The organism is Flavobacterium sp. I-STPP5a (assembly GCF_009764685.1).
In the GTDB taxonomy this organism is placed as follows: Bacteria; Bacteroidota; Bacteroidia; order Flavobacteriales; family Flavobacteriaceae; genus Flavobacterium.
On record NZ_VHLM01000026.1, the window covers coordinates 1 to 20400 of the forward strand.

The 20400-nt window shown below is 34.8% G+C and carries 19 protein-coding genes; 8 read left to right on the forward strand and 11 right to left on the reverse strand.

Going from position 1 to position 20400, the window contains the following annotated elements:
* Positions 1–9: 9 nt before the first annotated feature.
* The 3 genes from FJV36_RS06125 to FJV36_RS06135 form a co-directional block, all read right to left on the reverse strand.
* On the reverse strand, positions 10–912 hold the full coding sequence (locus FJV36_RS06125) for an IS1595 family transposase (RefSeq protein ID WP_158728025.1): 903 nt from the start codon (positions 910–912) through the stop codon (positions 10–12).
* 1297 nt (positions 913–2209) lie between these two features.
* The gene (locus tag FJV36_RS06130; protein WP_158727936.1) at positions 2210–2515 is read right to left on the reverse strand and encodes a hypothetical protein; all 306 of its coding nucleotides are present in this window, start codon (positions 2513–2515) and stop codon (positions 2210–2212) included.
* Entirely contained in the window at positions 2512–2931 is a 420-nt protein-coding gene (locus tag FJV36_RS06135; protein WP_158727937.1) for a hypothetical protein, read from the reverse strand. Before FJV36_RS06135 ends, FJV36_RS06130 begins: the two co-directional genes overlap by 4 nt.
* 797 nt (positions 2932–3728) lie before the next feature.
* Between FJV36_RS06135 and FJV36_RS06140 the strand changes: the two genes are divergently transcribed.
* From FJV36_RS06140 to FJV36_RS06160, 5 genes are all read left to right on the forward strand, one after another.
* Positions 3729–3941: a hypothetical protein gene (locus FJV36_RS06140; RefSeq protein WP_158727938.1), complete on the forward strand. Its 213-nt coding sequence runs from the start codon at positions 3729–3731 to the stop codon at positions 3939–3941.
* A gap of 157 nt (positions 3942–4098) precedes the next feature.
* Positions 4099–5217 carry a glycosyltransferase family 4 protein gene (locus tag FJV36_RS06145; RefSeq protein ID WP_158727939.1) on the forward strand — a complete coding sequence of 373 codons (1119 nt, stop codon included), beginning with the start codon at positions 4099–4101 and terminating at the stop codon, positions 5215–5217.
* A complete protein-coding gene (locus tag FJV36_RS06150; protein WP_158727940.1) occupies positions 5214–6290 on the forward strand; it encodes a glycosyltransferase in 1077 nt (358 codons plus the stop codon). The genes FJV36_RS06145 and FJV36_RS06150 overlap by 4 nt, the downstream gene beginning before the upstream one ends.
* Entirely contained in the window at positions 6287–7627 is a 1341-nt protein-coding gene (locus FJV36_RS06155) for an O-antigen ligase family protein (RefSeq protein ID WP_158727941.1), read from the forward strand. The genes FJV36_RS06150 and FJV36_RS06155 overlap by 4 nt, the downstream gene beginning before the upstream one ends.
* A gap of 131 nt (positions 7628–7758) precedes the next feature.
* Entirely contained in the window at positions 7759–9153 is a 1395-nt protein-coding gene (locus tag FJV36_RS06160) for an exopolysaccharide biosynthesis polyprenyl glycosylphosphotransferase (protein ID WP_158727942.1), read from the forward strand.
* Positions 9154–9161: 8 nt separating this feature from the next.
* Here the strand turns inward: FJV36_RS06160 and FJV36_RS06165 are convergent, their stop codons facing one another.
* Complete coding sequence (locus FJV36_RS06165) at positions 9162–10301, reverse strand: DUF4105 domain-containing protein (RefSeq protein ID WP_158727943.1); 1140 nt, start codon at positions 10299–10301, stop codon at positions 9162–9164.
* 132 nt (positions 10302–10433) lie between these two features.
* Positions 10434–11420 (reverse strand): PorV/PorQ family protein, encoded by a 987-nt coding sequence (locus FJV36_RS06170; RefSeq protein ID WP_158727965.1) that lies wholly within the window; start codon positions 11418–11420, stop codon positions 10434–10436.
* Positions 11421–11741: 321 nt separating this feature from the next.
* On the opposite strand from FJV36_RS06170, the gene FJV36_RS06175 reads away from it, so the two are divergent.
* Both FJV36_RS06175 and FJV36_RS06180 read left to right on the forward strand, forming a co-directional pair.
* A complete protein-coding gene (locus tag FJV36_RS06175; protein WP_158980916.1) occupies positions 11742–12458 on the forward strand; it encodes a phosphatidylcholine/phosphatidylserine synthase in 717 nt (238 codons plus the stop codon).
* Between the two features lie 8 nt (positions 12459–12466).
* Positions 12467–13333, forward strand: coding sequence for a glycoside hydrolase family 25 protein (locus tag FJV36_RS06180; protein WP_158727945.1), 867 nt, complete (start codon positions 12467–12469; stop codon positions 13331–13333).
* Between the two features lie 31 nt (positions 13334–13364).
* Here the strand turns inward: FJV36_RS06180 and lptB are convergent, their stop codons facing one another.
* The 4 genes from lptB to FJV36_RS06200 form a co-directional block, all read right to left on the reverse strand.
* On the reverse strand, positions 13365–14105 hold the full coding sequence (gene lptB, locus FJV36_RS06185; protein WP_158727946.1) for an LPS export ABC transporter ATP-binding protein: 741 nt from the start codon (positions 14103–14105) through the stop codon (positions 13365–13367).
* Between the two features lie 111 nt (positions 14106–14216).
* The gene (locus FJV36_RS06190; protein ID WP_158727947.1) at positions 14217–14570 is read right to left on the reverse strand and encodes a carboxymuconolactone decarboxylase family protein; all 354 of its coding nucleotides are present in this window, start codon (positions 14568–14570) and stop codon (positions 14217–14219) included.
* The gene (tatC, locus tag FJV36_RS06195) at positions 14563–15378 is read right to left on the reverse strand and encodes a twin-arginine translocase subunit TatC (protein WP_158727948.1); all 816 of its coding nucleotides are present in this window, start codon (positions 15376–15378) and stop codon (positions 14563–14565) included. The genes FJV36_RS06190 and tatC overlap by 8 nt, the downstream gene beginning before the upstream one ends.
* The gene (locus FJV36_RS06200; RefSeq protein WP_199250857.1) at positions 15378–16343 is read right to left on the reverse strand and encodes an SIS domain-containing protein; all 966 of its coding nucleotides are present in this window, start codon (positions 16341–16343) and stop codon (positions 15378–15380) included. The genes tatC and FJV36_RS06200 overlap by 1 nt, the downstream gene beginning before the upstream one ends.
* Positions 16344–16428: 85 nt before the next feature.
* Between FJV36_RS06200 and recQ the strand changes: the two genes are divergently transcribed.
* Complete coding sequence (recQ, locus tag FJV36_RS06205) at positions 16429–18624, forward strand: DNA helicase RecQ (RefSeq protein WP_158727949.1); 2196 nt, start codon at positions 16429–16431, stop codon at positions 18622–18624.
* Between the two features lie 150 nt (positions 18625–18774).
* Here recQ and FJV36_RS06210 read toward each other — a convergent pair whose 3' ends face one another.
* Positions 18775–19368, reverse strand: a complete 594-nt coding sequence (locus FJV36_RS06210) for a TIGR04282 family arsenosugar biosynthesis glycosyltransferase (RefSeq protein WP_158727950.1) — start codon at positions 19366–19368, stop codon at positions 18775–18777.
* Positions 19369–19421: 53 nt separating this feature from the next.
* Positions 19422–20393: an arsenosugar biosynthesis arsenite methyltransferase ArsM gene (gene arsM, locus FJV36_RS06215; protein ID WP_158727951.1), complete on the reverse strand. Its 972-nt coding sequence runs from the start codon at positions 20391–20393 to the stop codon at positions 19422–19424.
* Between the last annotated feature and the right edge of the window lie 7 nt (positions 20394–20400).

Here is a 20400-nt window from a genome sequence, read left to right on the forward strand (position 1 = left end):
TCGAGTTACTTACTTAATGACTACGATTTGCTTCCAACCCTGATGCGGATGTGAGACTAATCGTTTGAATATATTATCAAAAATAGAATCTTTGTAAATTGACCTGTTCAGTCGATAAAAATATTCATCTAAATATTTTTGGAGATGTTCCTTTTTGACGTGTGATTGAATCGTTCTTATTGCAGTTTTTACCTGATGAATAATAGTGTGCATTTCTTTGAAGTTTTTCCCAGGAACGCTTTTTTCTTGGACGATGTTATAGCTCTTTGCTATTATTTTGTAAGCTGTCCATTGGTCTGTTTTAATATTCGCATCTTTACTTATATGCTCGTCAAATAATGGTTTTATTGACTTTGCAGAATAATCATCAATAACATTTGCATAACCTCTTTTTATCTTTCCTTCATCTGTCAGCTCAACAGCACAAGCAACTTTTGCCTTTTTGCTATCGTAACTTCTACCTTGTTTTCCTGTTTCTTTTCCGCCAACTACAAATTCATCAACTTGTACATTTCCTGTCATTGGATACTGTTTTGAGGACTTCATCGCAAGTCTTACTTTTTGCATAAACAACCAAGAAGTCTTTTGAGTTATTCCATAGCGTTTTGCCGCTTGAGTTGAGGATATTGATTTGGTTGTACAAGTCATTTCAAAGGCAATACAAAATGCTTTTTGAATTCCAAATTTAACTCTATGAAAAAGAGTTCCTGCCGTTGCACTCTCTTTATATCTACATTTGGTACACTCTCTTTTATTGTGTTTTTCAAAATAAACATACTTCGTATTCTCGCAACGTTTACATCTATAGCCGTCTTTCCACTTCTCATTGGCTATAAATTCACGGCAACTTTGGTCGTCTGGGAATGTCTTTATGAACTCTAAAATATTCTCCCCCTGAAATATACTTTCCATATCCTTGTATTTACTATAAATATAAGTGTTTTTTAAGTAAGTAACTCTATAGATAAATTTAGTATGAAGATGTATTGTGATACTTTTTCTAAATTTTTATTATGAAATTTAACAGCATCACCTATGCTCCTCAAATAAAGTAGCAAAATGACTATTATGGGTAAAGTCCCTATGATCGAGAAGTGAATGTTTGGGAAAACTACGTAAAAGAGATTTTGATTCTAGCACCAAAAGCTTCAATATAAAAATAGCTATAGACTACACTTATAATCATCCTAATATCAAATTACTGCGATGAGTAATTTTGATCTTCGGCGCTTTTAAAGCCTCTTGGATGCTTATTGAAAAAATCTAGGGATTTGTTGGCGCATTTTGTTACTATTAAATCCATGTAACCAGAGATGTATCGATTTCAAAAATGGATAATGGTAATTCCTTTTTGACTGAAAAGATACAGGTTTGTCGTATATGGATATTGGGAGGATACGTCTCTCAATATCAAACTTTTTTTTAGAGCTACGTATTCGCAATACAACAAAGAGGCATCAACAACAAAAGTATTAGAAATCCCAATTATTTTGTCTTTGTAGGTACTTTAATCAAAGAAATACAGCCGTTGTAGACGATTTTGTTGATTGAACAATTACATCAAAGAGGGTATGCGGTACATCTGTATTTGTATAGTGAAGGAGCAGAACGGGAAGTTTTGGAGAAATATGTTGTATCGCATGAGGTTTGAGTACATTATCACTTTAGAAAGAAAGCAATCCAAAGCTATCATACAGAAAACCTATAAGGGCAGTCAGATTGTAGTTCTGGCCTCCGATAGTAAAGGGCAGCGCAAAAAGATTATTGAAAAGGATGGTTTGGTGTTGTGTTCCTGCTGCTAGTTCGCTTTTGTACGTGCCTTTTATATTTGATTATGAGGCCGGAGGTGGTTTTACAGGGAGTGAATGTTGAAAAAGACACGGAACAAGTCGCAATGGTTTTGAGAAACCAAAGTGTTTTATTTGTAGATTAAGCACTATTTTTTTGATAAAGTAGTTACAGTGTAGATTTATTTGAAGGAGAGATTTAGAAAATGTTGCCGTGCTGACAACGAATTAATTCCTCTTATGTGTAGGTATAGTTTGAACGATTTGAGTAGAATGGAGGGTTTTTGTAGTTAAAAAAAACACCGAGAAGCGTTGTTTTACTCGAAATTTTTTCCTTCAGCAGTAGCTAAATATCTAACGTTCCGAAAGAAATAAAAAAAAACACCCTGTTTGGGTGTTTTTCTAAATTGGAAACGAAAATTTCAAAGTACGTCAACGATATTCAACGCATTGTAAGTACCACTTTTTAAAGGATACGACACGCCGTTTACTTCCTGGAAAAATTCAATCAAAAGTAAATGCAAATGAATTCCGGTTCCAGTGGGCACTGCCTCTGGAACCATGTTAAAAGTCAGCTCAGTCGATTGAATGGGGTAACTGTTGCGCGGACTGTAGCTTTTTGTGAAATGGCCAGTAGCCAAATCGACCACAACAAATGCTGTACGCATACTAAAATGTGTGGCGGTTGTTGGTTTGTTCAATTGTTCTTCGGGAATGAAATCACTCATAGTGACCATACCAGTTGCGCATCAAGGGTGTAGCTGGCATGCAAAACCGAAGCCATTGGTGCTTGAATGTTAAAGTCAAATCCCTTAAGAAGTTGTTTTCCCTCCATGCTATTAAGACCTACTTGTACGTTGCGCTTGCCGCGTTCGGAGGTGGTATCTAAATTTTTGATGCTGTTGAGGAGTTGCAACATACGGCTCGATAATTTTGAATCTTTGGCATTGTTCAGCATTAAACCTACCGCGTCGCGAATGAGTTTACCGGCTTTTGCATTTTGACCAAATTCGCTCAGATTTTCACGGGTGCGCGCAAACGCAGGATCCGTCATAATTCTTTTCTTGTTAACACCTCCTTTGGTTCGTACCAAATGACCGTCTTTACTTTTGTAGAACGTTAGTCCGTCTAATGTTCCTTTCAATTAAATGATACCAGTTAATTTTCCCATTGTTATATATTTAGGGGTTTATAATGGTCAAAACTACAATGCTTTTAATTGGTTATCAAGAACTTGGTGCTGCGTTTAGCGGTTACTGTAACTATTGGCGTAACACGTAAAAAAGGTTGTTTTGTTGTAGAAATAGCATAAAAAATCAAAATGAGTACGTAGTAAATCAATACTAGTAAAAAAGAACATTTTACCGTTTTTGTCACTTTTTACCAATAACATCCATTTGGTTACAGTGGGCAACAATCATAATGGGGTAGAATTTATATCTAATTACGCAAACCTTAGTCGGTACATACCCCATACATAACCCGTACATAATCCATACTTGTGAGCAACTCTAAAATTATTGACTTGCTTATTTAGGATGTGTTATTCCTTGAGGTGCATAAGGTTTAAGTAGCAATTTGGGAAGACCTGTAGTTTGTGTTCTACAAAAATGTTGATGTGGCCAGCAGTAGTTGTAATTTACTCGATACTTAAAAATAATGATCTTGTAGACCCTAAGGAGATTGTATGAAATTTACGAAAACATCGTTTTTTCAAACTTTTTTATTAACAAAAAACAAGGTATAATTTGTGTTAAAGTTTATTTTTAATAGTGTTACGACTGATAAATGTGTCATTTAGTCGATGATTTATGCTTTAATGAAAATAACTTAAAGTCTGTGTTTTTTTTTGGGGTTCAACTTGTTAATAACTAGGTATATGCTAATGGAAAAGGTTTCTTAAATTTGTATTGATAATTACTTAATATAGCTCGAAAGCAAATGAATAGAATTGTATTATACCCAAGCGATATTGTCTTGCTCACCGATAAAAGTGAGAGCTATGCGCGTAAGGAAATACAAAATTTGAAGAAGGTGTTAAAGAAAGAACCGCATCAAAAAATCACTATCAAGGAGTATTGTATCTATTATGGTTTTGAGTACCAAGAAGTAGTTGCTGTTTTGTTGCGATCCAAAGTACAGCATGCTTCGTAGAGACTTATAGCTTTTGAATTCCCTCGCGGTCATTTGATAGATTCGTTGCCAAGTCCCCTTTATTGGTTATATTTACAACTTGTATTCATACGACGCCATTTTAATGTTGTATTGATTCTTTTTCAGGAGCTGGTGGTACTTCACTTAAATAAGGGTTATGAAATTGCTTATTATTACACAAGTCCCGCATGTGGTAAAAAACGGGCGCTATTATTCATACGCACCTTATATTGATGAAATTAATATTTGGGGTCAATTTGTTTCGAGAATTACTGTTGTAGCACCTTGTTCAAAAGCAGAGCCTACTACCATAGATAAAGCGTATGAACACCCGCATGTTAAGTTTACAGTTGTTCCTGCAATCAATTTATTGTCAGTTCTGTCGGTTTTCAAAGTATGGGTCATGTTAACGCTGTTGTTTTGGCGTATTGCTACAGCGATGCGTCAAGCAGATCACATTCACTTGCGTTGTCCTGGAAATATGGGATTGTTGGGAAGTATCGTTCAAATTGTTTTTCCTTCGAAACCTAAAACAGCCAAATACGCTGGCAATTGGGATCCTGATGCGAAACAACCTTGGTCGTATCGATTGCAAAAATGGATTTTGTCTAATACCTTTCTCACGCGTAACATGCAAGTGTTAGTTTACGGGGATTGGCCTGGTAGTTCTGCTAACATAAAGTCTTTTTTTACTGCCTCCTATGCTGCTGCGCAATCGGTTTCTTTGGAACCCAAGAGTCCTAAAGAGTGTATTTCTTTTATTTTTGTAGGAGCCTTGGTTAAAGGTAAAAACCCGATGTATGCCATTCAATTGCTACAAACATTAACCCGCCAAGGATTTGCAGTACAATTGAAACTGTATGGGGAGGGTCCGGAACGATCAAATTTAGAGCACTATATTGAGCAAAATGATTTGCAGGGGAGCGTGGTTTTATATGGCAATCAAAACAAAACGACTGTACAAGACGCCTACCAAAATAGTCATTTTGTAATTTTGCCATCCTATAGTGAAGGGTGGCCCAAAGCAATTGCCGAAGGGATGTTTTGGGGTTGTATTCCGCTTGCAACTGCCGTATCTTGCGTTCCAACTATGCTAGATTATGGCAAAAGAGGAGTTTTACTTACCCTGCAATTAGAGCAGGATAGTATAGAGGTTTGCGCTCTTTTAAAAGATCTTGCTAAGCAAGAAATACAACGCAAAGCCGCTGCTGATTGGTCTAGAGCGTATACGATAGAGCGTTTTGAAAACGAAATTCAATTACTGATACAACCATGAGAATCTTACAACTCATAGATACACTTGCTGCTGGTGGTGCAGAACGAATGGCAGTGAATTATGCCAATGCGCTAAATGCAAGAATCGATTTTTCGGGGATTGTATGCACGCGTCACGAAGGACCCTTGCGAGAGCATATTGAGTCTAAAACCGCTTATTTTTTTTTAAATAAAAAAAGAACCCTTGATTTTAAAGCCATTTGGGCTTTGCGCCAATATGTTGCTCAATATAATATTGATGTTATTCATGCGCATAGCACCTCCTTTTTTTTAGCTTTTATGGTAAAACTGCTACGCCCTTCTTTACAGTTGGTTTGGCACGATCATTATGGGGATAGTGAGTTTTTACAGTCAAGACCCACACTGGTGTTCCGTTGCATTTTACCCTTTTTTAGTGGGATTATTGGTGTAAACCAAAAATTAGTACGTTGGGCTGAAGCAAAAGGGTTTAGTAAACACGTTGTTTATTTAGAAAATTTTTCTGCACCCGAAAAGATGGTGCAAAGCACAACTAAGTTGGAGGGAGAAGAGGGGAAACGAATTGTATCCTTAGCCAATTTGCGGCTTCAAAAAAATCATGCCTTACTTTTACAAGTTGCTGTTTTAGTTCAGAACTCCCATCCGGATTGGACCTTTCATCTTGTAGGTAAAGATTTTAATGATGCTTATTCTTATGCTTTAAAGAAAGATATTGTAGCCTTAAATCTATCGCAAACCGTTTTTATCTATGGAACTAGAAGTGATGTCTCAAATGTTTTACACCAAGCGACAATTGGTGTATTGACCTCTTCTTCAGAGGGCTTGCCTCTTGCTTTGTTAGAATATGGTACTGCAGGCTTGGCCACCGTTGTAACTGATGTCGGGGAAAATGGAGCAGTAGTTAGCAATGGTGAAAATGGGTATCTCGCAGATCAAAATTCAAAAAGATTCTATGAAAAACTACTGCTTTTGATGCAGGATGAGGTAAAACGAAGTACTTTTGGCGCAAAGCTGAAAGAAACTGTTCATGCAAAATTCTCAGAGGAGCATGTGATTTCACGTTATTTAAGTTGGTTGGAAAAGCGCAATACATGAAAAAAGAAGATAGATCCTATTTGTTCTTAATTGTCTTGCATGTCGTAATTGGCATGCTGATATTTATTATTCCTTTTGTGGCTAAAATTTATGCTTTTGCCATTTTTGTAGTGGGTGCTTATTACATCATCAAAACTCAAAATGTAAATAATGAATGCTTAAAAGTTGCTGCTTATGTTGTGGGCAGCGAAATCATTTTAAGAATGACGGGAGGGAATATATCCTATGAGTTTTCAAAATATGAGGTGATTATTTTTTTGTTTTTGGGCATGTATTTTAAGGGGTTTTCACGATCTGCTTTTCCTTATTGGATCTTTTTACTATTGCTCATTCCAGGCGTAATTATGTCCAGCTTTGTTCTTAATTTTAATTCGAATGTGAGTAATGCTATCGGGTTTAACATTTCTGGTCCTGTTTGTTTGGCTTTTGCCTCTTTGTATACCTATCGTAGAAAAATAAGTTTGGCTCAAATGAATTCCATTCTTCTTTGTGTGGGATTACCTATCGTAAGTTGCACTGTTTATCTTATTTTTTATACTCCTAATGTTCGTGATGTAATTACAGGTACGGCTTCTAGTTTTGAAACATCAGGTGGGTTTGGACCTAATCAAGTGGCTACTTTTCTAGGATTAGGAATGTTTATTTTTTTTTCGAGAATTATTTTAGAGTCAAAGAACACCTTTTTAGTAGTACTTAATTTAATACTGGCTTTAAATATTAGTTACAGGGGTATGGTTACTTTTTCAAGAGGAGGTATGATTACTGGGTTTTTAATGATTGTTATGTTGCTTTTGTTTTTATACTTCAAATCAAATGGAGCGGGAAAGGTTAAACTGAATTATATATTCATTATTATATCACTCGCTATGATGGCTATTTGGTCTTACTCTTCCTATCAAACGGGAGGCCTTATTGATAAGCGTTATGCCAATCAAGATGCTGCAGGACGATCCAAACAGAGTCGGTTTACAGGAAGGGAAGATGTGGCTCAAAACGAAATTAATATGTTTTTTAAAAATCCGATATTTGGTGTCGGGGTTGGAAAAGGAGTAGAAATACGGGAACAAGAAATGGGGATTAAAATAGCCTCGCATGATGAAATAACTAGAATGCTTGCTGAGCATGGATCTTTAGGCTTGGTAGGATTATTAATTTTATTAGCTACACCTTTTGTTTTGTTTTTAGAAAACAAGTTTAATATGTATTTAATTTGTTTTGTTGTATTTTGGTTTTTGACCATTAATCATGCAGCCATGCGTACTGCCGCACCTGCGTTTATTTATTCATTAGCATTATTAAATGTGCAATTGCGCGATAGAGTAGAGGGTTCATCTTAAAAGATTATATGAAATAGAATATGCGGTTTTTGGGTTCTCAGAGTTTCGTTTTTGTTAAAAAAAATAAAAAAGATCCCGGTTTATCTTCTTTTAAAAATGGTATCTTGCAATACCAATCCTAAATACCACTTATGTTTTCAGTTGGCAAAATACATTTTGAAATATCAGAGCGTAAGCTAATTTTAAGGGTTTTTGACGTTTTGTTCGTTTTGGTAGCTTTATACGTATTAGGTCAGTTTTTTGAGTTTGACTATTTTTTCATTTCTACAACCAATTATTATTGGACTATTGTTTTAGCAGTATACTTGAATTTTTTTGGTACTATTTTCGAAATGTACAATTTACAAGTTGCTAGTAATCAATTTCAAGTTTTAAAAAGCACTTTGATAACCGCTTCTGTGACTGTTTTAGTCTATTTATTAACTCCTTTTTTTTCGCCAATATTACCTAGTAGCAGGTTGCAAATTCTATTATTTTATAGTGTTGCCTTTATATCCTTGTATGCTTGGCGTATCCTTTATGTTGTCTTTCTAGCATCAAATCGGTTTTATCAAAAAGCTATTTTAATTTGTGATCAAGAACGCGTTCAAGAATTAATAGAGGGATTAGAAGATATTGATCCTCATTATAAAATTGTAGGGTATGTAAAAGTCTCTCAGTTGTTTATGGATAGCCCGAGATATCAGTACGTTCCGGAAATTGAAGCTAGCAATTTGTTATCATTTGTTAAAGAAAATAATGTAGCAGAAATTGTTGTTGCTACGCACCATTCTGACGGGATAAATAACAGCTTGTATCAAAATTTGCTTCAAGTTTTAGAGTCGGGAACAGTAATTAGAGAATATACACAAGTGTATGAAAGTAAAACCCAGCGTATCCCTATTCAATACATGGAAAAAGATTTTTACCGCTGCTTCCCTTTCAGTCGTAGCAATCATAATAAGCTGTATTTGATTATTGTGAGATTCTGTGAGATTGTAATTGCTTTATTAGGTGTTTTTATTGGTTTGTGTTTGATTCCATTTTTATGGATAGGGAATAGTTTAGGTAACAAAGGTAGTTTGTTTTATTTTCAAGAGCGTGTGGGTAAAAATGGTGTTGTATTTCAAATCTTGAAATTCCGTACGATGATTGAAAATGCCGAAAAAAATGGCGCGGTTTTTACCACGATAAACGATTGTCGTGTTACTGCTTTTGGTAAGTTTTTAAGAAAAACTAGAATTGATGAATTTCCTCAGTTTATCAATATTATAAAAGGTGATATGTCAGTAATAGGTCCGCGTCCCGAACGTCCAGTTTTTGTTAAAGAAATAGGGGCTATCATGCCATTCTATGATACACGTCATATTATAAAACCGGGTCTCACGGGTTGGGCACAAGTTAGTTATTCCTATGGCGATACAATAGCTGATAGTTTAATTAAACTGCAATATGACTTATACTACATCAAGCACCGCAGTATCTATCTGGACCTTAATATTGTATTTAAAACTATTACAACCGTTCTGTTTTACAGGGGGCAATAGTCAAAAAATTAGATAATAATTGGAATTTTACGTTTGTTTTGAATGGCAGTTCTCACTAAAATAATTCCTGAAGTTACAAGTAATGGCAACACAAGAATAAGATGTGCTTTGTTGATCATTATCACTAGATAAACCAGTAAACACAGAATATTAATAAGAGCAAGTCTATAAATTCCCCTTGTATTTTTTCTCCAAAAAAAGAATAAAAAGCCAAGTAGCGTAGGGTTAAAAAGCAAAATATTATAATTATTTGCCAGTTCAAGATGCAAGGAATAAAACCATGCAAAAGTGAAAAATAACCCAATACAAGCTATTATACTCAAGAAAAATAAATTTATAAATCGCTTGTTGAGTAACACTATAAAAAAAAGTAAAGCGAAATAAGTGTAAGGATTGTTCCAGTAGGAAAACGGAGCTTCCTTGTTAAGTGAAAGCAGTGTTTTAGTTTCTGATACAATAGGTTTGGTTTGGTATTTAATTTTTTTCAAGCTTTCCAATAATTGAAAGGGTAAAAAAAGTTGTGTTCCTAGTTGATCTACTTTGGTCCCAAAAATGATACTTGTTCCCAGTTTTTCATAAAAGTGATTTTGAAAATAAGGATATAAAATAGCTCTATATGTCTCGTCTTGGTGCGATTTATTTACAATTAGCTTAGTTGTGAGCGTTTTATTGATCAAGTCAACCACCATTGAGGTGCAATTTTTATCTATAAATTTATAAGTATAATAACTGGATCCTGATGTAAGTGACTCGTTCAAGGCATTAAATAAATCTTGTTTTTGGGCAGTAGAGAGTTGTAATTCTTGTTCAAAAACAGCTCTTTCTTCATATTGATATTGAGATATAAATTCGGGAAATGTATGGACTGCAGCAAAATATTGCAAGTCTCCTTTTACAAACTTCATTACGAAGTTAGGAGTTTGAAAATCAAATGCACCATAATTATAAACTAAATCCAAAGCGTTTGCAGGATCTTGAATTCTCAATGCTGTGTGACCAAAAAGAGAATACGATTCATTCCCTGTTCCACAGGTAAGCACACTAATCTTGCAATTATTTGATAAAGCAGTATTTTGACTGAAAACCCATTGAGATGTGATTAAAAAGCAAAGTAAAAGTGCATTTTTTTTAATCATTGATGCTAGCATGTTCATGTAGTTTAGATGGATTTGTAGTAATGAAACAGGAAACAAATATAAAAATAATAAGCTTTAACCTCTTTCTTTTTGTTTAAAACAAACTTGAAAACCTTTTCAAAATTGATATACCTTTAAGGAATTTTAATTTCGAAACATGCTTAAGTCTACTTTTATCGAAAAAATATTAGAATACAAAGCCGTACTTTGATTGCCAATGTCTGTCAAAGCATAATCTATTTGAATGCCTTTGTACTGGAAACCTAATCCTATATTAGGCTGGAAACCTACTTTTTCACTCCCGTCAAGTTGCATTACGTTTTGAAAATTCCCCATTCCTGCTCGTATAAAAACCAAATCGGTATAGCCAAATTCTAGTCCTACAGCAGGATCTATACTAATGCCATCTGTTGAAATCAAATCATTTGTTCTGGCAAACCGCATGTTCATATTAACCGCTGCTTCAATGCTATAATCGTATCTAAATATGAATTTTTTTGCTAATCCTAGTTGGGCTTTTGGTGCAGTAATTTCGGCGCTTTCGGGCAATTCTTGGTTTTCACCTGGAATAGCATTAGCAATTTTTTTGTATTCTTTTTCATTGATATCCCAAACGTTATAAGTAGTGGTAATATCTCGGAGCATCAAGCCAAATTGCCAATTGTTTTTTTCAAATTGTATTCCAGCATCAAAACCAAATCCCCATGAATTAGCAAACTTCCCTATGATACGTCGAATTACTTTTGCATTAATCCCATATTGAAATCCGGGTACGGGTAGCTTTCGAGCATACGAAAAAGTAAAACCATAATCAGCCGTTGAAAATAAGCTGATTCTATTGTAGTCAATATTTCCTTCGCTATCAATAAGTTCAGTGGTGTTTAAAATATCATCCACCCCAAAACGGATCAAAGAAATTCCCCATGCACTGCGCTCATCAATAGGACTTGCATAGGCTAGATAATCGTATTGAGCTATATTGGCAAAATAATTAGCATGCATAAATGAGACTTGATGATCTTCAAGACCCATTAATCCAGCAGGATTCCAGTAGCCGGAGTTAACGTCTTTTGTGGAGGCGACAACAGTATTTGATCGTCCTAGTGCCGCTGCATCTACACCAATATTCATGAATTCATTTGAATATTTTCGAACTGTTTGACCACTAACAATGGCGCTTGTGCAAAGTACCAGTAGTAAAAGACTTTTTTTCAAGTATATGGTTTTTTATGTAGTACTATTTTTTTTCAAAAATAGAATTTTTTAATGAGCTTCATGCTATTAGTAAATTGAATTATAACGCCGTAACGATTGTAAAAGTATGGTTCTCCAATTATAAAGCGGAATGATAGAATGTTTCTATGTCAATTTTAAATGTATGATTTAAAAAAAACGTGTATTTCATAGACTTATTGTACTAAATTTGTCCTCTTAATTTATAACGTTTCACAGATGATGCTTAAAAAACACATTCCTAATATTATCACATTACTCAATCTCTTTTCTGGTTGTATTGCGCTTGTTTTTGCTTTTCATCAAGATTTTAAAATGGCTTTCTTTTTTGTGTGCCTCGGAATTTTTTTAGATTTTTTTGATGGTTTTTTTGCCCGTTTGTTCAAGGTAACAAGTCCATTGGGTCTACAACTTGATTCATTGGCAGATATGGTTACAAGCGGTGTAGTACCAGCAGTGGTTATGTACCACATGATGATTAGTAATTTAAGTACTGCGGCAGCTGCACCATGGCAGTATTTCCCTTATTTAGGTTTTATAATTGCACTAGGTTCTTGCTATAGATTGGCTAATTTCAATATAGACACCCGTCAATCCGATTCTTTTATAGGACTTCCCACACCAGCAAATGCACTTTTTATTTTAAGTTTACCTCTTGTTTTAGCAAGTACTGATTCTTTAATTGTAATTGAATTACTAACTAATGATTGGTTTTTATTAGTAATCACACTATTGAGTGCTTTCATGCTCAATGCTGAGATTTCTTTGTTTTCATTAAAAATCAAAAAGTTTAGCTTTAGAGAGAATGCATTACAAATTGTATTCCTTGCAGTTTCACTTTGCCTGATGCTATTTTTTGGGTTTCTAGGAATTCCGTTATTGATTACTTTTTATATCCTTCTTTCTGTAATTCAAAATAAATTTTTGCAAAAGTAGTTTTTGTAATGAGAAAGCAAACCGCAGGTAGAAGACCAAAAACAATTAGAAAAACTCCAAAAAAGAGAGATAATTCTAGTGGCAAACTCATGCAGAGCTTTTTAGGTATTTCATTTTGTTGTTTGGTTGTCTATTTAGGCTATCATTATAGAGGCGGTCTGGCGTATTATTTAGGATTTAAATCCAATAAAACAAATTCGCAAACTGCCGAAGGAAAGCGAATTTCTGACATAAGAAACGTTCAAGTTCTTGAAAAAAATAACGGAAAAAGTGTAGGGATTGATGTGTCTGAATACCAAGGGGAAATAAGTTGGTCGTATGTCGATACGTTAGAGCAGCAATATCCCGTTCAGTTTGTATTTGTTAGAGCCACCGTGGGAAAAGATAGAAAGGATAGAAAATTTGATCAAAATTGGGTTGGTGCCAAGAAAAATAAAATGATTCGGGGGGCATATCATTATTACCGTCCCAATGAAAATTCAATACAGCAAGCCCGCCTTTTTATAAAGACAGTTACCCTACAAAAGGGAGATTTACCTCCAGTAGTTGACCTAGAAAAGCTTCCAAAAGATCAATCCATTCAAAATTTAAAACTTGGGTTAAAAAGATGGTTGCAGGCGGTTGAAGCGCATTATCAAGTAAAGCCCATCATTTATACCGGAGAACGTTATTATGATGATTTTTTGAAAGAAGAGTTTAGTGACTACCTTTTTTGGATAGCCAATTACAATTTTTATCGAGAAGAGATGAAAGACAATTGGCTGTTTTGGCAATTTACAGAGAAAGCCACGGTACCAGGAATAAAAGGCAATGTAGACGTAAATATTTACAACGGAGATTTACAACAATTACAACACATTACCCTAGAAGAGTAGCCGTAAAGACAAATTAATTTTATTACCGAGATTAAAATTCTAACTTTCTTTTTCTCAATTCAAAATTTTGACCAAGATACACTCTACGTACCATTTCATCTTCTACTAATTCTTCAGGAATTCCTGCTTTAAGAATACCACCTTCAAACATTAAGTAGGTTTTGTCAGTAATAGCAAGAGTTTCTTGTACGTTGTGGTCTGTGATTAAAATACCAATATTTTTGTTTTTCAATTGCGCCACAATCCTTTGAATATCCTCTACTGCCACTGGATCAACCCCTGCAAAAGGTTCATCAAGCAAAATAAATTTAGGGTCGGTGGCCAAACAGCGCGCAATTTCGGTTCTACGTCGTTCCCCACCCGAAAGTAAATCACCACGGTTTGTACGAATGTGTTCTAAACTGAATTCTTCAATTAAACTTTCCATTTTAGCTTCTTGCTCTGTCTTAGAAAGTTTAGTCAATTGCAAAACACTGAGAATGTTATCTTCAATGCTTAGTTTTCTAAAAACCGAAGCTTCTTGAGCAAGATATCCTATGCCTTGCTGCGCACGCTTGTACATAGGATAATCTGTAATGTTTAAATCGTCTAAAAAAATATTTCCCGAATTGGGTTTAACCAATCCTACTATCATATAAAATGAAGTGGTTTTTCCAGCACCATTTGGTCCCAGCAAACCCACAATTTCGCCTTGATTTACCTCTACAGAAATCCCTTTTACTACGCTTCTACCTTTGTAGGTTTTAATTAAATTTTCGGCTCTTAATTGCATTTACATTATTTGTTTAATAGGTTTGTAGTTCACTTGAAATGGGCACTTTCAAATTATTTAGTCGATTTGTTCTTTTTGTTTCCTAAAAAAAAACAGCTCTTTAAGAAATTATTATTTAGCTTCGTTTTCTTCTAATGCCTCCCAAAACTCATAAGCTCTACGCAAATGAGGTACAACAATGGTACCGCCTACAAGTGTAGCAATTCCCATAGCTTCCATCATTTCCTCTTTGGTTACACCTTCTTTGTGGCTTGTCTCTAAATGGTACTTAACGCAATCATCGCAACGTAATACCGCTGATGCTACAAGACCTAGTAGCTCTTTTGTTTTTACGTCTAAAGCGCCTGCAGCGTAAGCATTGGTGTCAAGATTAAAAATTCTTTTTACAATTTTATTGTTATCTGCTAGTAATTTTTCGTTCATCTTTGAACGGTACTCATTGAATTCTTGAATGATATCAGCCATTTTGTTTGTTTTGATTTTTTACTACTATTTTCGATATTAAAATACTTGCTTCATAAATGATTAACATAGGTATAGTAACTATAATTTGACTCACTACATCCGGTGGTGTCACAATTGCTGCCACAACAAGAATGATAATGACTGCATATTTCCAATATTTTCTTAAAAACTCAGGAGTAACAAGACCTACCTTAGTTAAGAAATAAATGATTATCGGTAACTCAAAAAATAAGCCACACGCTATAACACTAGTTTTTACCATGCCTATATAAGAATCTATACTAAACTGGTTGATAACTACATTACTTACTGTAAATGTAGCAAAGAAGTTGACAGACATGGGAACTATGATGTAATAGCCAAAAAGAACTCCCATAAAAAACAGCATAGAAGAAGAAAAAATAAACAATTTAGCATGTTTTTTTTCTGATTCATACAAGGCAGGACTGATGAATTTCCAGACTTCCCAAAGAATAAAAGGGAAGGCAAGGATGAATCCTGCAGTGACGCAAGACCAAATAAGTACATTTATTTGTCCTTCCATATTTGTGTTTTGGATAATAAACGGCATTTCTTTAACACAAATCAAATCGGTATTGCCTAGCTGACTAGATAAATCACAAAAGAATTGATACGTTACAAAATCAACTTTAGTCGGGCCAAAAATAACTACATCAAATATGTAATCACTAATTAAAAAAGCAACCGTAGCTAGTATTAATACGGCTATAGTGCTGCGTACCAACAACCATCTCAACTCTTCTAGATGGTCCAAAAACGACATTTCGTTTAGATTTTTTTTTGCCATTATACTATTCCTTCTTTTAAAATATCATGTAAATGCAGTACTCCTTTATACGTGCCTTGGTCAACTACTACGAGCTGGGTAATCGCAAAATCTTCCATAGTGTTCAAGGCGTCAACCACCATAGCTTCGGATGTAGTGATTTTTGGATTTTTAGTCATGATGTCACTAGCAGTCAACTCTGTAAAGGTATCTCTTTCGTTTAACATTCTGCGTATATCACCGTCAGTAATTATTCCTATGACAATGTCATTCTCTACAACAGCTGTAACGCCTAAACGTTTTTCTGAAATTTCAAAAATAACTTTTTTTATAGAGGCATCTGCCGTTACTGCTGGTTTTAAACTGTGTTCTAGCATGTCTTTAACACGCAGTAATAATTTTTTACCCAGAGCTCCTCCGGGATGGTAAACTGCAAAATCCTCGGGCTTAAAATCTCTTAATTCCATCAAGCATACAACAAGTGCATCACCCATCACAAGTTGTGCGGTTGTACTATTTGTTGGCGCTAGATTATTAGGGCAAGACTCAGTATCAATAGTGGTGTTTAGTACAAAATCAGATCCTTTTGCTAAGAATGATGCTGTATTTCCGGTGATTGCAATCAATGTATTTCCAAAGCGCTTTAATAAGGGAACGAGCACTTTTATCTCAGGACTGTTCCCACTTTTTGAAATACAAATAATAACGTCCTCATGTTGTATCATGCCTAAATCTCCATGAATAGCCTCTGATGCGTGTAAAAACAAAGAAGGTGTTCCTGTAGAATTGAACGAAGCTACCATTTTTTGAGCAATGATGGCGCTTTTTCCTATGCCAGTAACGACCAATCTCCCTTTTGAATTGTAGATGGAGTTAACAGTATTTACGAAGTTTTCGTCCAGATAATCAGTGAGTTTTGCTATTGATTGGCTTTCAGATAAAATAGTTTTTTTGGCACTAGCCAAAATATTTTCTTTTGAATTCAAAACAGAATAATTAAAATTTGTAAGTGTAAAAGAAATTTGTACCTTTAGATATTGCAAATTTATACAAAATACCACGTAATAAAGAATGAATTCAAACGAAATTGACATACACAAAGAATTAAAGAAGTATTTTGGCTTTAGCCAATTTAAGGGATTGCAAGAGCAAGTGATCAAGAGCATCCTAAATCAGCAAAATACATTTGTGATTATGCCTACTGGTGGAGGAAAATCACTTTGTTATCAATTGCCAGCTTTAATTCAAGAGGGAACTGCAATCGTGGTATCGCCTCTTATTGCATTAATGAAGAACCAAGTCGATGCTATCCGAAGCCTTTCTTCAGAGAATGGTATTGCGCACGTATTAAATTCATCGTTAAATAAAACGGAGATTACTCAAGTGAAAAAAGACATTTCGTCTGGTTTAACCAAGCTTTTGTATGTGGCTCCCGAGTCTTTAACAAAAGAAGAATATGTGACTTTTTTAAAAAGTGTCACCATTTCATTTGTTGCTATTGATGAAGCGCACTGTATTTCAGAATGGGGTCATGATTTTAGACCCGAGTATAGAAATCTAAAACACATCATCAAGCAATTGGGGGATGTACCTATTATAGGGCTTACGGCTACAGCTACACCAAAAGTGCAAGAGGATATCTTGAAAAATTTGGATATGTCTGATGCGACAACTTTTAAAGCCTCGTTCAATAGACCCAATTTATATTACGAAGTACGTACAAAGACAAAAAATATAGAGTCGGATATCATTCGATTTATAAAACAACACAAAGGAAAATCAGGTATTATTTATTGCTTAAGCCGTAAAAAAGTTGAAGCAATTGCCGAAGTTTTACAAGTTAATGGTATATCTGCTGTTCCCTACCATGCCGGTCTAGATGCTAAAACTAGAGCCAAACACCAAGACATGTTTTTAATGGAAGATGTTGATGTTGTGGTGGCAACCATTGCTTTTGGGATGGGTATTGATAAGCCCGATGTTCGGTTTGTAATTCACCATGACATCCCTAAATCACTTGAAAGTTATTATCAAGAAACGGGTCGTGCGGGTCGTGATGGAGGAGAAGGACACTGCCTAGCCTACTATTCTTATAAAGATGTAGAAAAACTTGAGAAATTCATGTCTGGTAAACCAGTTGCCGAACAAGAAATTGGTTTTGCATTGCTACAAGAAGTGGTGGCTTACGCCGAAACGTCTATGTCTAGACGAAGGTTTTTATTGCATTATTTTGGGGAAGAGTTTGATGATGTTACCGGTGAAGGAGCTGATATGGATGATAATGTACGTAATCCTAAAACAAAAGTTGAAGCTAAAGATCAAGTAGTACAGCTCTTGCAAGTAGTTCGGGACACCAAACATTTGTATAAATCAAAAGAAGTTGTTTTTACATTAATAGGTCGTGTCAACGCCGTAATTAAAGCACATAGAACCGATACGCAATCTTTTTTTGGTTGTGGTGCAAATCACGATGAAAAGTACTGGATGGCGTTGTTAAGACAGGTTTTAGTAGCAGGATTTTTGTCTAAAGATATTGAGACCTACGGTATTGTAAAAGTCACCAATAATGGATTGAGCTACCTTGAAAATCCGCACTCTTTTATGATGTCTGAAGATCATGAATACAATGAAACGGTTGATGAAGCAATAGTAACAGCAGCCAAATCAACAGGTGTTGCCGATGAGGTTTTAATGGGGATGTTACGAGATTTACGTAAAAAAGTGGCTAAGAAAATAGGGGTTCCACCATTTGTAGTTTTCCAAGATCCATCTCTTGAGGACATGGCTTTAAAGTATCCTATAACACAAGATGAGATGATAAACATTCATGGAGTGGGTGAGGGTAAAGCTAAAAAATACGGAAAAGATTTCTTAGAATTGATAAGTCGCTATGTTGAAGACAACGACATTGTAAGACCAGAAGATTTAGTAGTTAAATCAACCGGAGTAAACTCTGTAAATAAGTTATACATTATTCAAAACATAGATAGAAAATTATCCTTAGATGATATTGCCTCTGCCAAGGGGATAAATATGGATGCTTTATTAAAAGAAATGGAGCAGATTGTGTACTCAGGGACTAAATTGAATATCAATTATTGGATTGATGAAATGCTTGATGAGGATCAACAAGAGGAGATTCACGATTATTTTATGGAATCAGAGTCAGATAATATTGAGGCAGCTCTAAAAGAATTTGATGGAGATTATGATTTAGATGAATTGAGATTAATGCGCATCCAATTTATTAGTGAAGTAGCTAATTAATTTCATAAAATATGTCTCTGACTTATCTGTATTTATGATGTTGATATTGTTATTTTTACCTCTGTATCCATGAAAATGGGCTACAGCCTTTTTGTAATATAATTTTAATGTTAAAGTTATTTCTATTTTAAAGAGGGTATGTAAATTGCTTTATTTCCAATGTTCGGGTAAATCTTTTTCTTCATCAATGTCAGATAATTTATTCAAAGTAGAGAAAGATAGTTTTAGATTTTGAAAATCTGATATTGTGTCCATATATACAGTATCAGTGCTCCAGGTTTTATTATTGAAGACTGTTTCATGAAATTGGTTCATTCCTAATAGATAATACCCACCATCAAATGTTGGGCCTATAACGGTTTCATTCGTTTCTAATGCTAAAAATGCTTTTTCAATAATGTCAGAAGTGAGTTCATAACAATCACTCCCAATAATACAAACCGATTCATATCCTAAGCAAAAAATTTCTTGAAAAGCGTTTGCCATTCTAGCGCCTAAGTCATCACCATGTTGTACTTTTTTGTGAAACGAACCTGTATTCCATTGGTCTTCTATTGTAATTGAATCCGAATAGAATACAAACTTGTCCGCTTGAACTGAAGTAACAATTGCTTGGGTGTGCACTAATAATTTTTTGTAAATGTAAAGTGCTTTTTCGTTACCAATAGTCTTGGCAAGTCGTGTTTTGACTTTTCCTAGTTCAGGATTTTTAGTAAAAAGAATGATAGCTTTCTTGTTTTGCATAAAAAGGTAATAAGTAAAGCTGCAGTACTAAGACTCCTGCAGCTTTAGAGTTTTTAGCAACATCCACCTCCGTTGTAGTGAAACGTTGATTCACTTATAAAAACATCACTTCTGTTTAAATCGGCTAGTGCTTGTGCTGTTTTGTCACAGACTGCTAGAGGTTGATTTTTCATCAAGACATGTCCTTTTTTATCATCAAAATAATCGTCTTTGCCATAAAAAATAGCTGCTTTTCCTGTAAATACACACGCTCCATCGCTAGGCATAGGATCTTTTATAGCGCAAACTTCAATACTCTCAATAAAAATTAATTCATCGGTAGCATAATTTTCAGGGTCTAAAATTCGATACGGTCTTCGACTTCTAATTTCTATAGTTCCAAAACCTACATCTGTCAACATTTTAATATACTCCTTGATTGGGATACTCCCGCTCAAACAAAGTGCTCTTAAATGGTCATCATTTCTAAGAGTTTCGTTCATTTCTTGTTCACAGGTTGGATCACTCATTACCAATCTTCCGTGAGGTTTGAGTACCCGATACATTTCTTCAAGTGCTTTTCTTAAATCATCAGTTTTAAAAATATTGAACAAGCAATTTTGAGCAGCAATATCAATACTTTCGTTTTCGATAGGTAGGTTTAATGCATCTCCTTTTTTCAATTCGACAAATTCACTTTTGAACCAGTCGTTTTCCTGCTCTGCAATTTTAAAATTTTGTTTGGATGCTTCCAGCATTTCATCAACAACATCAACACCAATCACGCCACCTTTTTGACGCGAAAAATAAGAGAATTGAAGCAATTCCATACCACCACCTACGCCTACATATAATATTTTTGGATTGTTGATTAAGTCTTGAGCCGAAATGGTACTGCCACAACCATAATTCATTTCTTGCATTATTTTTGGAATTTCTAAGCCAGGAAATTTCCATATTGGTGTTGTTGTACAGCACAGTCCTATATCGGGAGTAAGTGCTGCATCTCGGTATAAATTCACTGTTGCGTCTAAATAATTTTCCATATTTGTT

What these genes read in the sequence shown, in the direction of transcription:
- FJV36_RS06125 (WP_158728025.1), bottom strand. Translation starts at nt 912, where the DNA reads ATGGAAAGTATATTTCAGGGGGAGAATATTTTAGAGTTCATAAAGACA.
- FJV36_RS06130 (WP_158727936.1), bottom strand. Translation starts at nt 2,515, where the DNA reads ATGAGTGATTTCATTCCCGAAGAACAATTGAACAAACCAACAACCGCC.
- FJV36_RS06140 (WP_158727938.1), top strand. Translation starts at nt 3,729, where the DNA reads ATGAATAGAATTGTATTATACCCAAGCGATATTGTCTTGCTCACCGAT.
- FJV36_RS06145 (WP_158727939.1), top strand. Translation starts at nt 4,099, where the DNA reads ATGAAATTGCTTATTATTACACAAGTCCCGCATGTGGTAAAAAACGGG.
- FJV36_RS06150 (WP_158727940.1), top strand. Translation starts at nt 5,214, where the DNA reads ATGAGAATCTTACAACTCATAGATACACTTGCTGCTGGTGGTGCAGAA.
- FJV36_RS06155 (WP_158727941.1), top strand. Translation starts at nt 6,287, where the DNA reads ATGAAAAAAGAAGATAGATCCTATTTGTTCTTAATTGTCTTGCATGTC.
- FJV36_RS06160 (WP_158727942.1), top strand. Translation starts at nt 7,759, where the DNA reads ATGTTTTCAGTTGGCAAAATACATTTTGAAATATCAGAGCGTAAGCTA.
- FJV36_RS06165 (WP_158727943.1), bottom strand. Translation starts at nt 10,301, where the DNA reads ATGCTAGCATCAATGATTAAAAAAAATGCACTTTTACTTTGCTTTTTA.
- FJV36_RS06170 (WP_158727965.1), bottom strand. Translation starts at nt 11,420, where the DNA reads ATGAATATTGGTGTAGATGCAGCGGCACTAGGACGATCAAATACTGTT.
- FJV36_RS06175 (WP_158980916.1), top strand. Translation starts at nt 11,742, where the DNA reads ATGATGCTTAAAAAACACATTCCTAATATTATCACATTACTCAATCTC.
- FJV36_RS06180 (WP_158727945.1), top strand. Translation starts at nt 12,467, where the DNA reads ATGAGAAAGCAAACCGCAGGTAGAAGACCAAAAACAATTAGAAAAACT.
- lptB (WP_158727946.1), bottom strand. Translation starts at nt 14,105, where the DNA reads ATGCAATTAAGAGCCGAAAATTTAATTAAAACCTACAAAGGTAGAAGC.
- FJV36_RS06190 (WP_158727947.1), bottom strand. Translation starts at nt 14,570, where the DNA reads ATGGCTGATATCATTCAAGAATTCAATGAGTACCGTTCAAAGATGAAC.
- tatC (WP_158727948.1), bottom strand. Translation starts at nt 15,378, where the DNA reads ATGGCAAAAAAAAATCTAAACGAAATGTCGTTTTTGGACCATCTAGAA.
- recQ (WP_158727949.1), top strand. Translation starts at nt 16,429, where the DNA reads ATGAATTCAAACGAAATTGACATACACAAAGAATTAAAGAAGTATTTT.
- FJV36_RS06210 (WP_158727950.1), bottom strand. Translation starts at nt 19,368, where the DNA reads ATGCAAAACAAGAAAGCTATCATTCTTTTTACTAAAAATCCTGAACTA.
- arsM (WP_158727951.1), bottom strand. Translation starts at nt 20,393, where the DNA reads ATGGAAAATTATTTAGACGCAACAGTGAATTTATACCGAGATGCAGCA.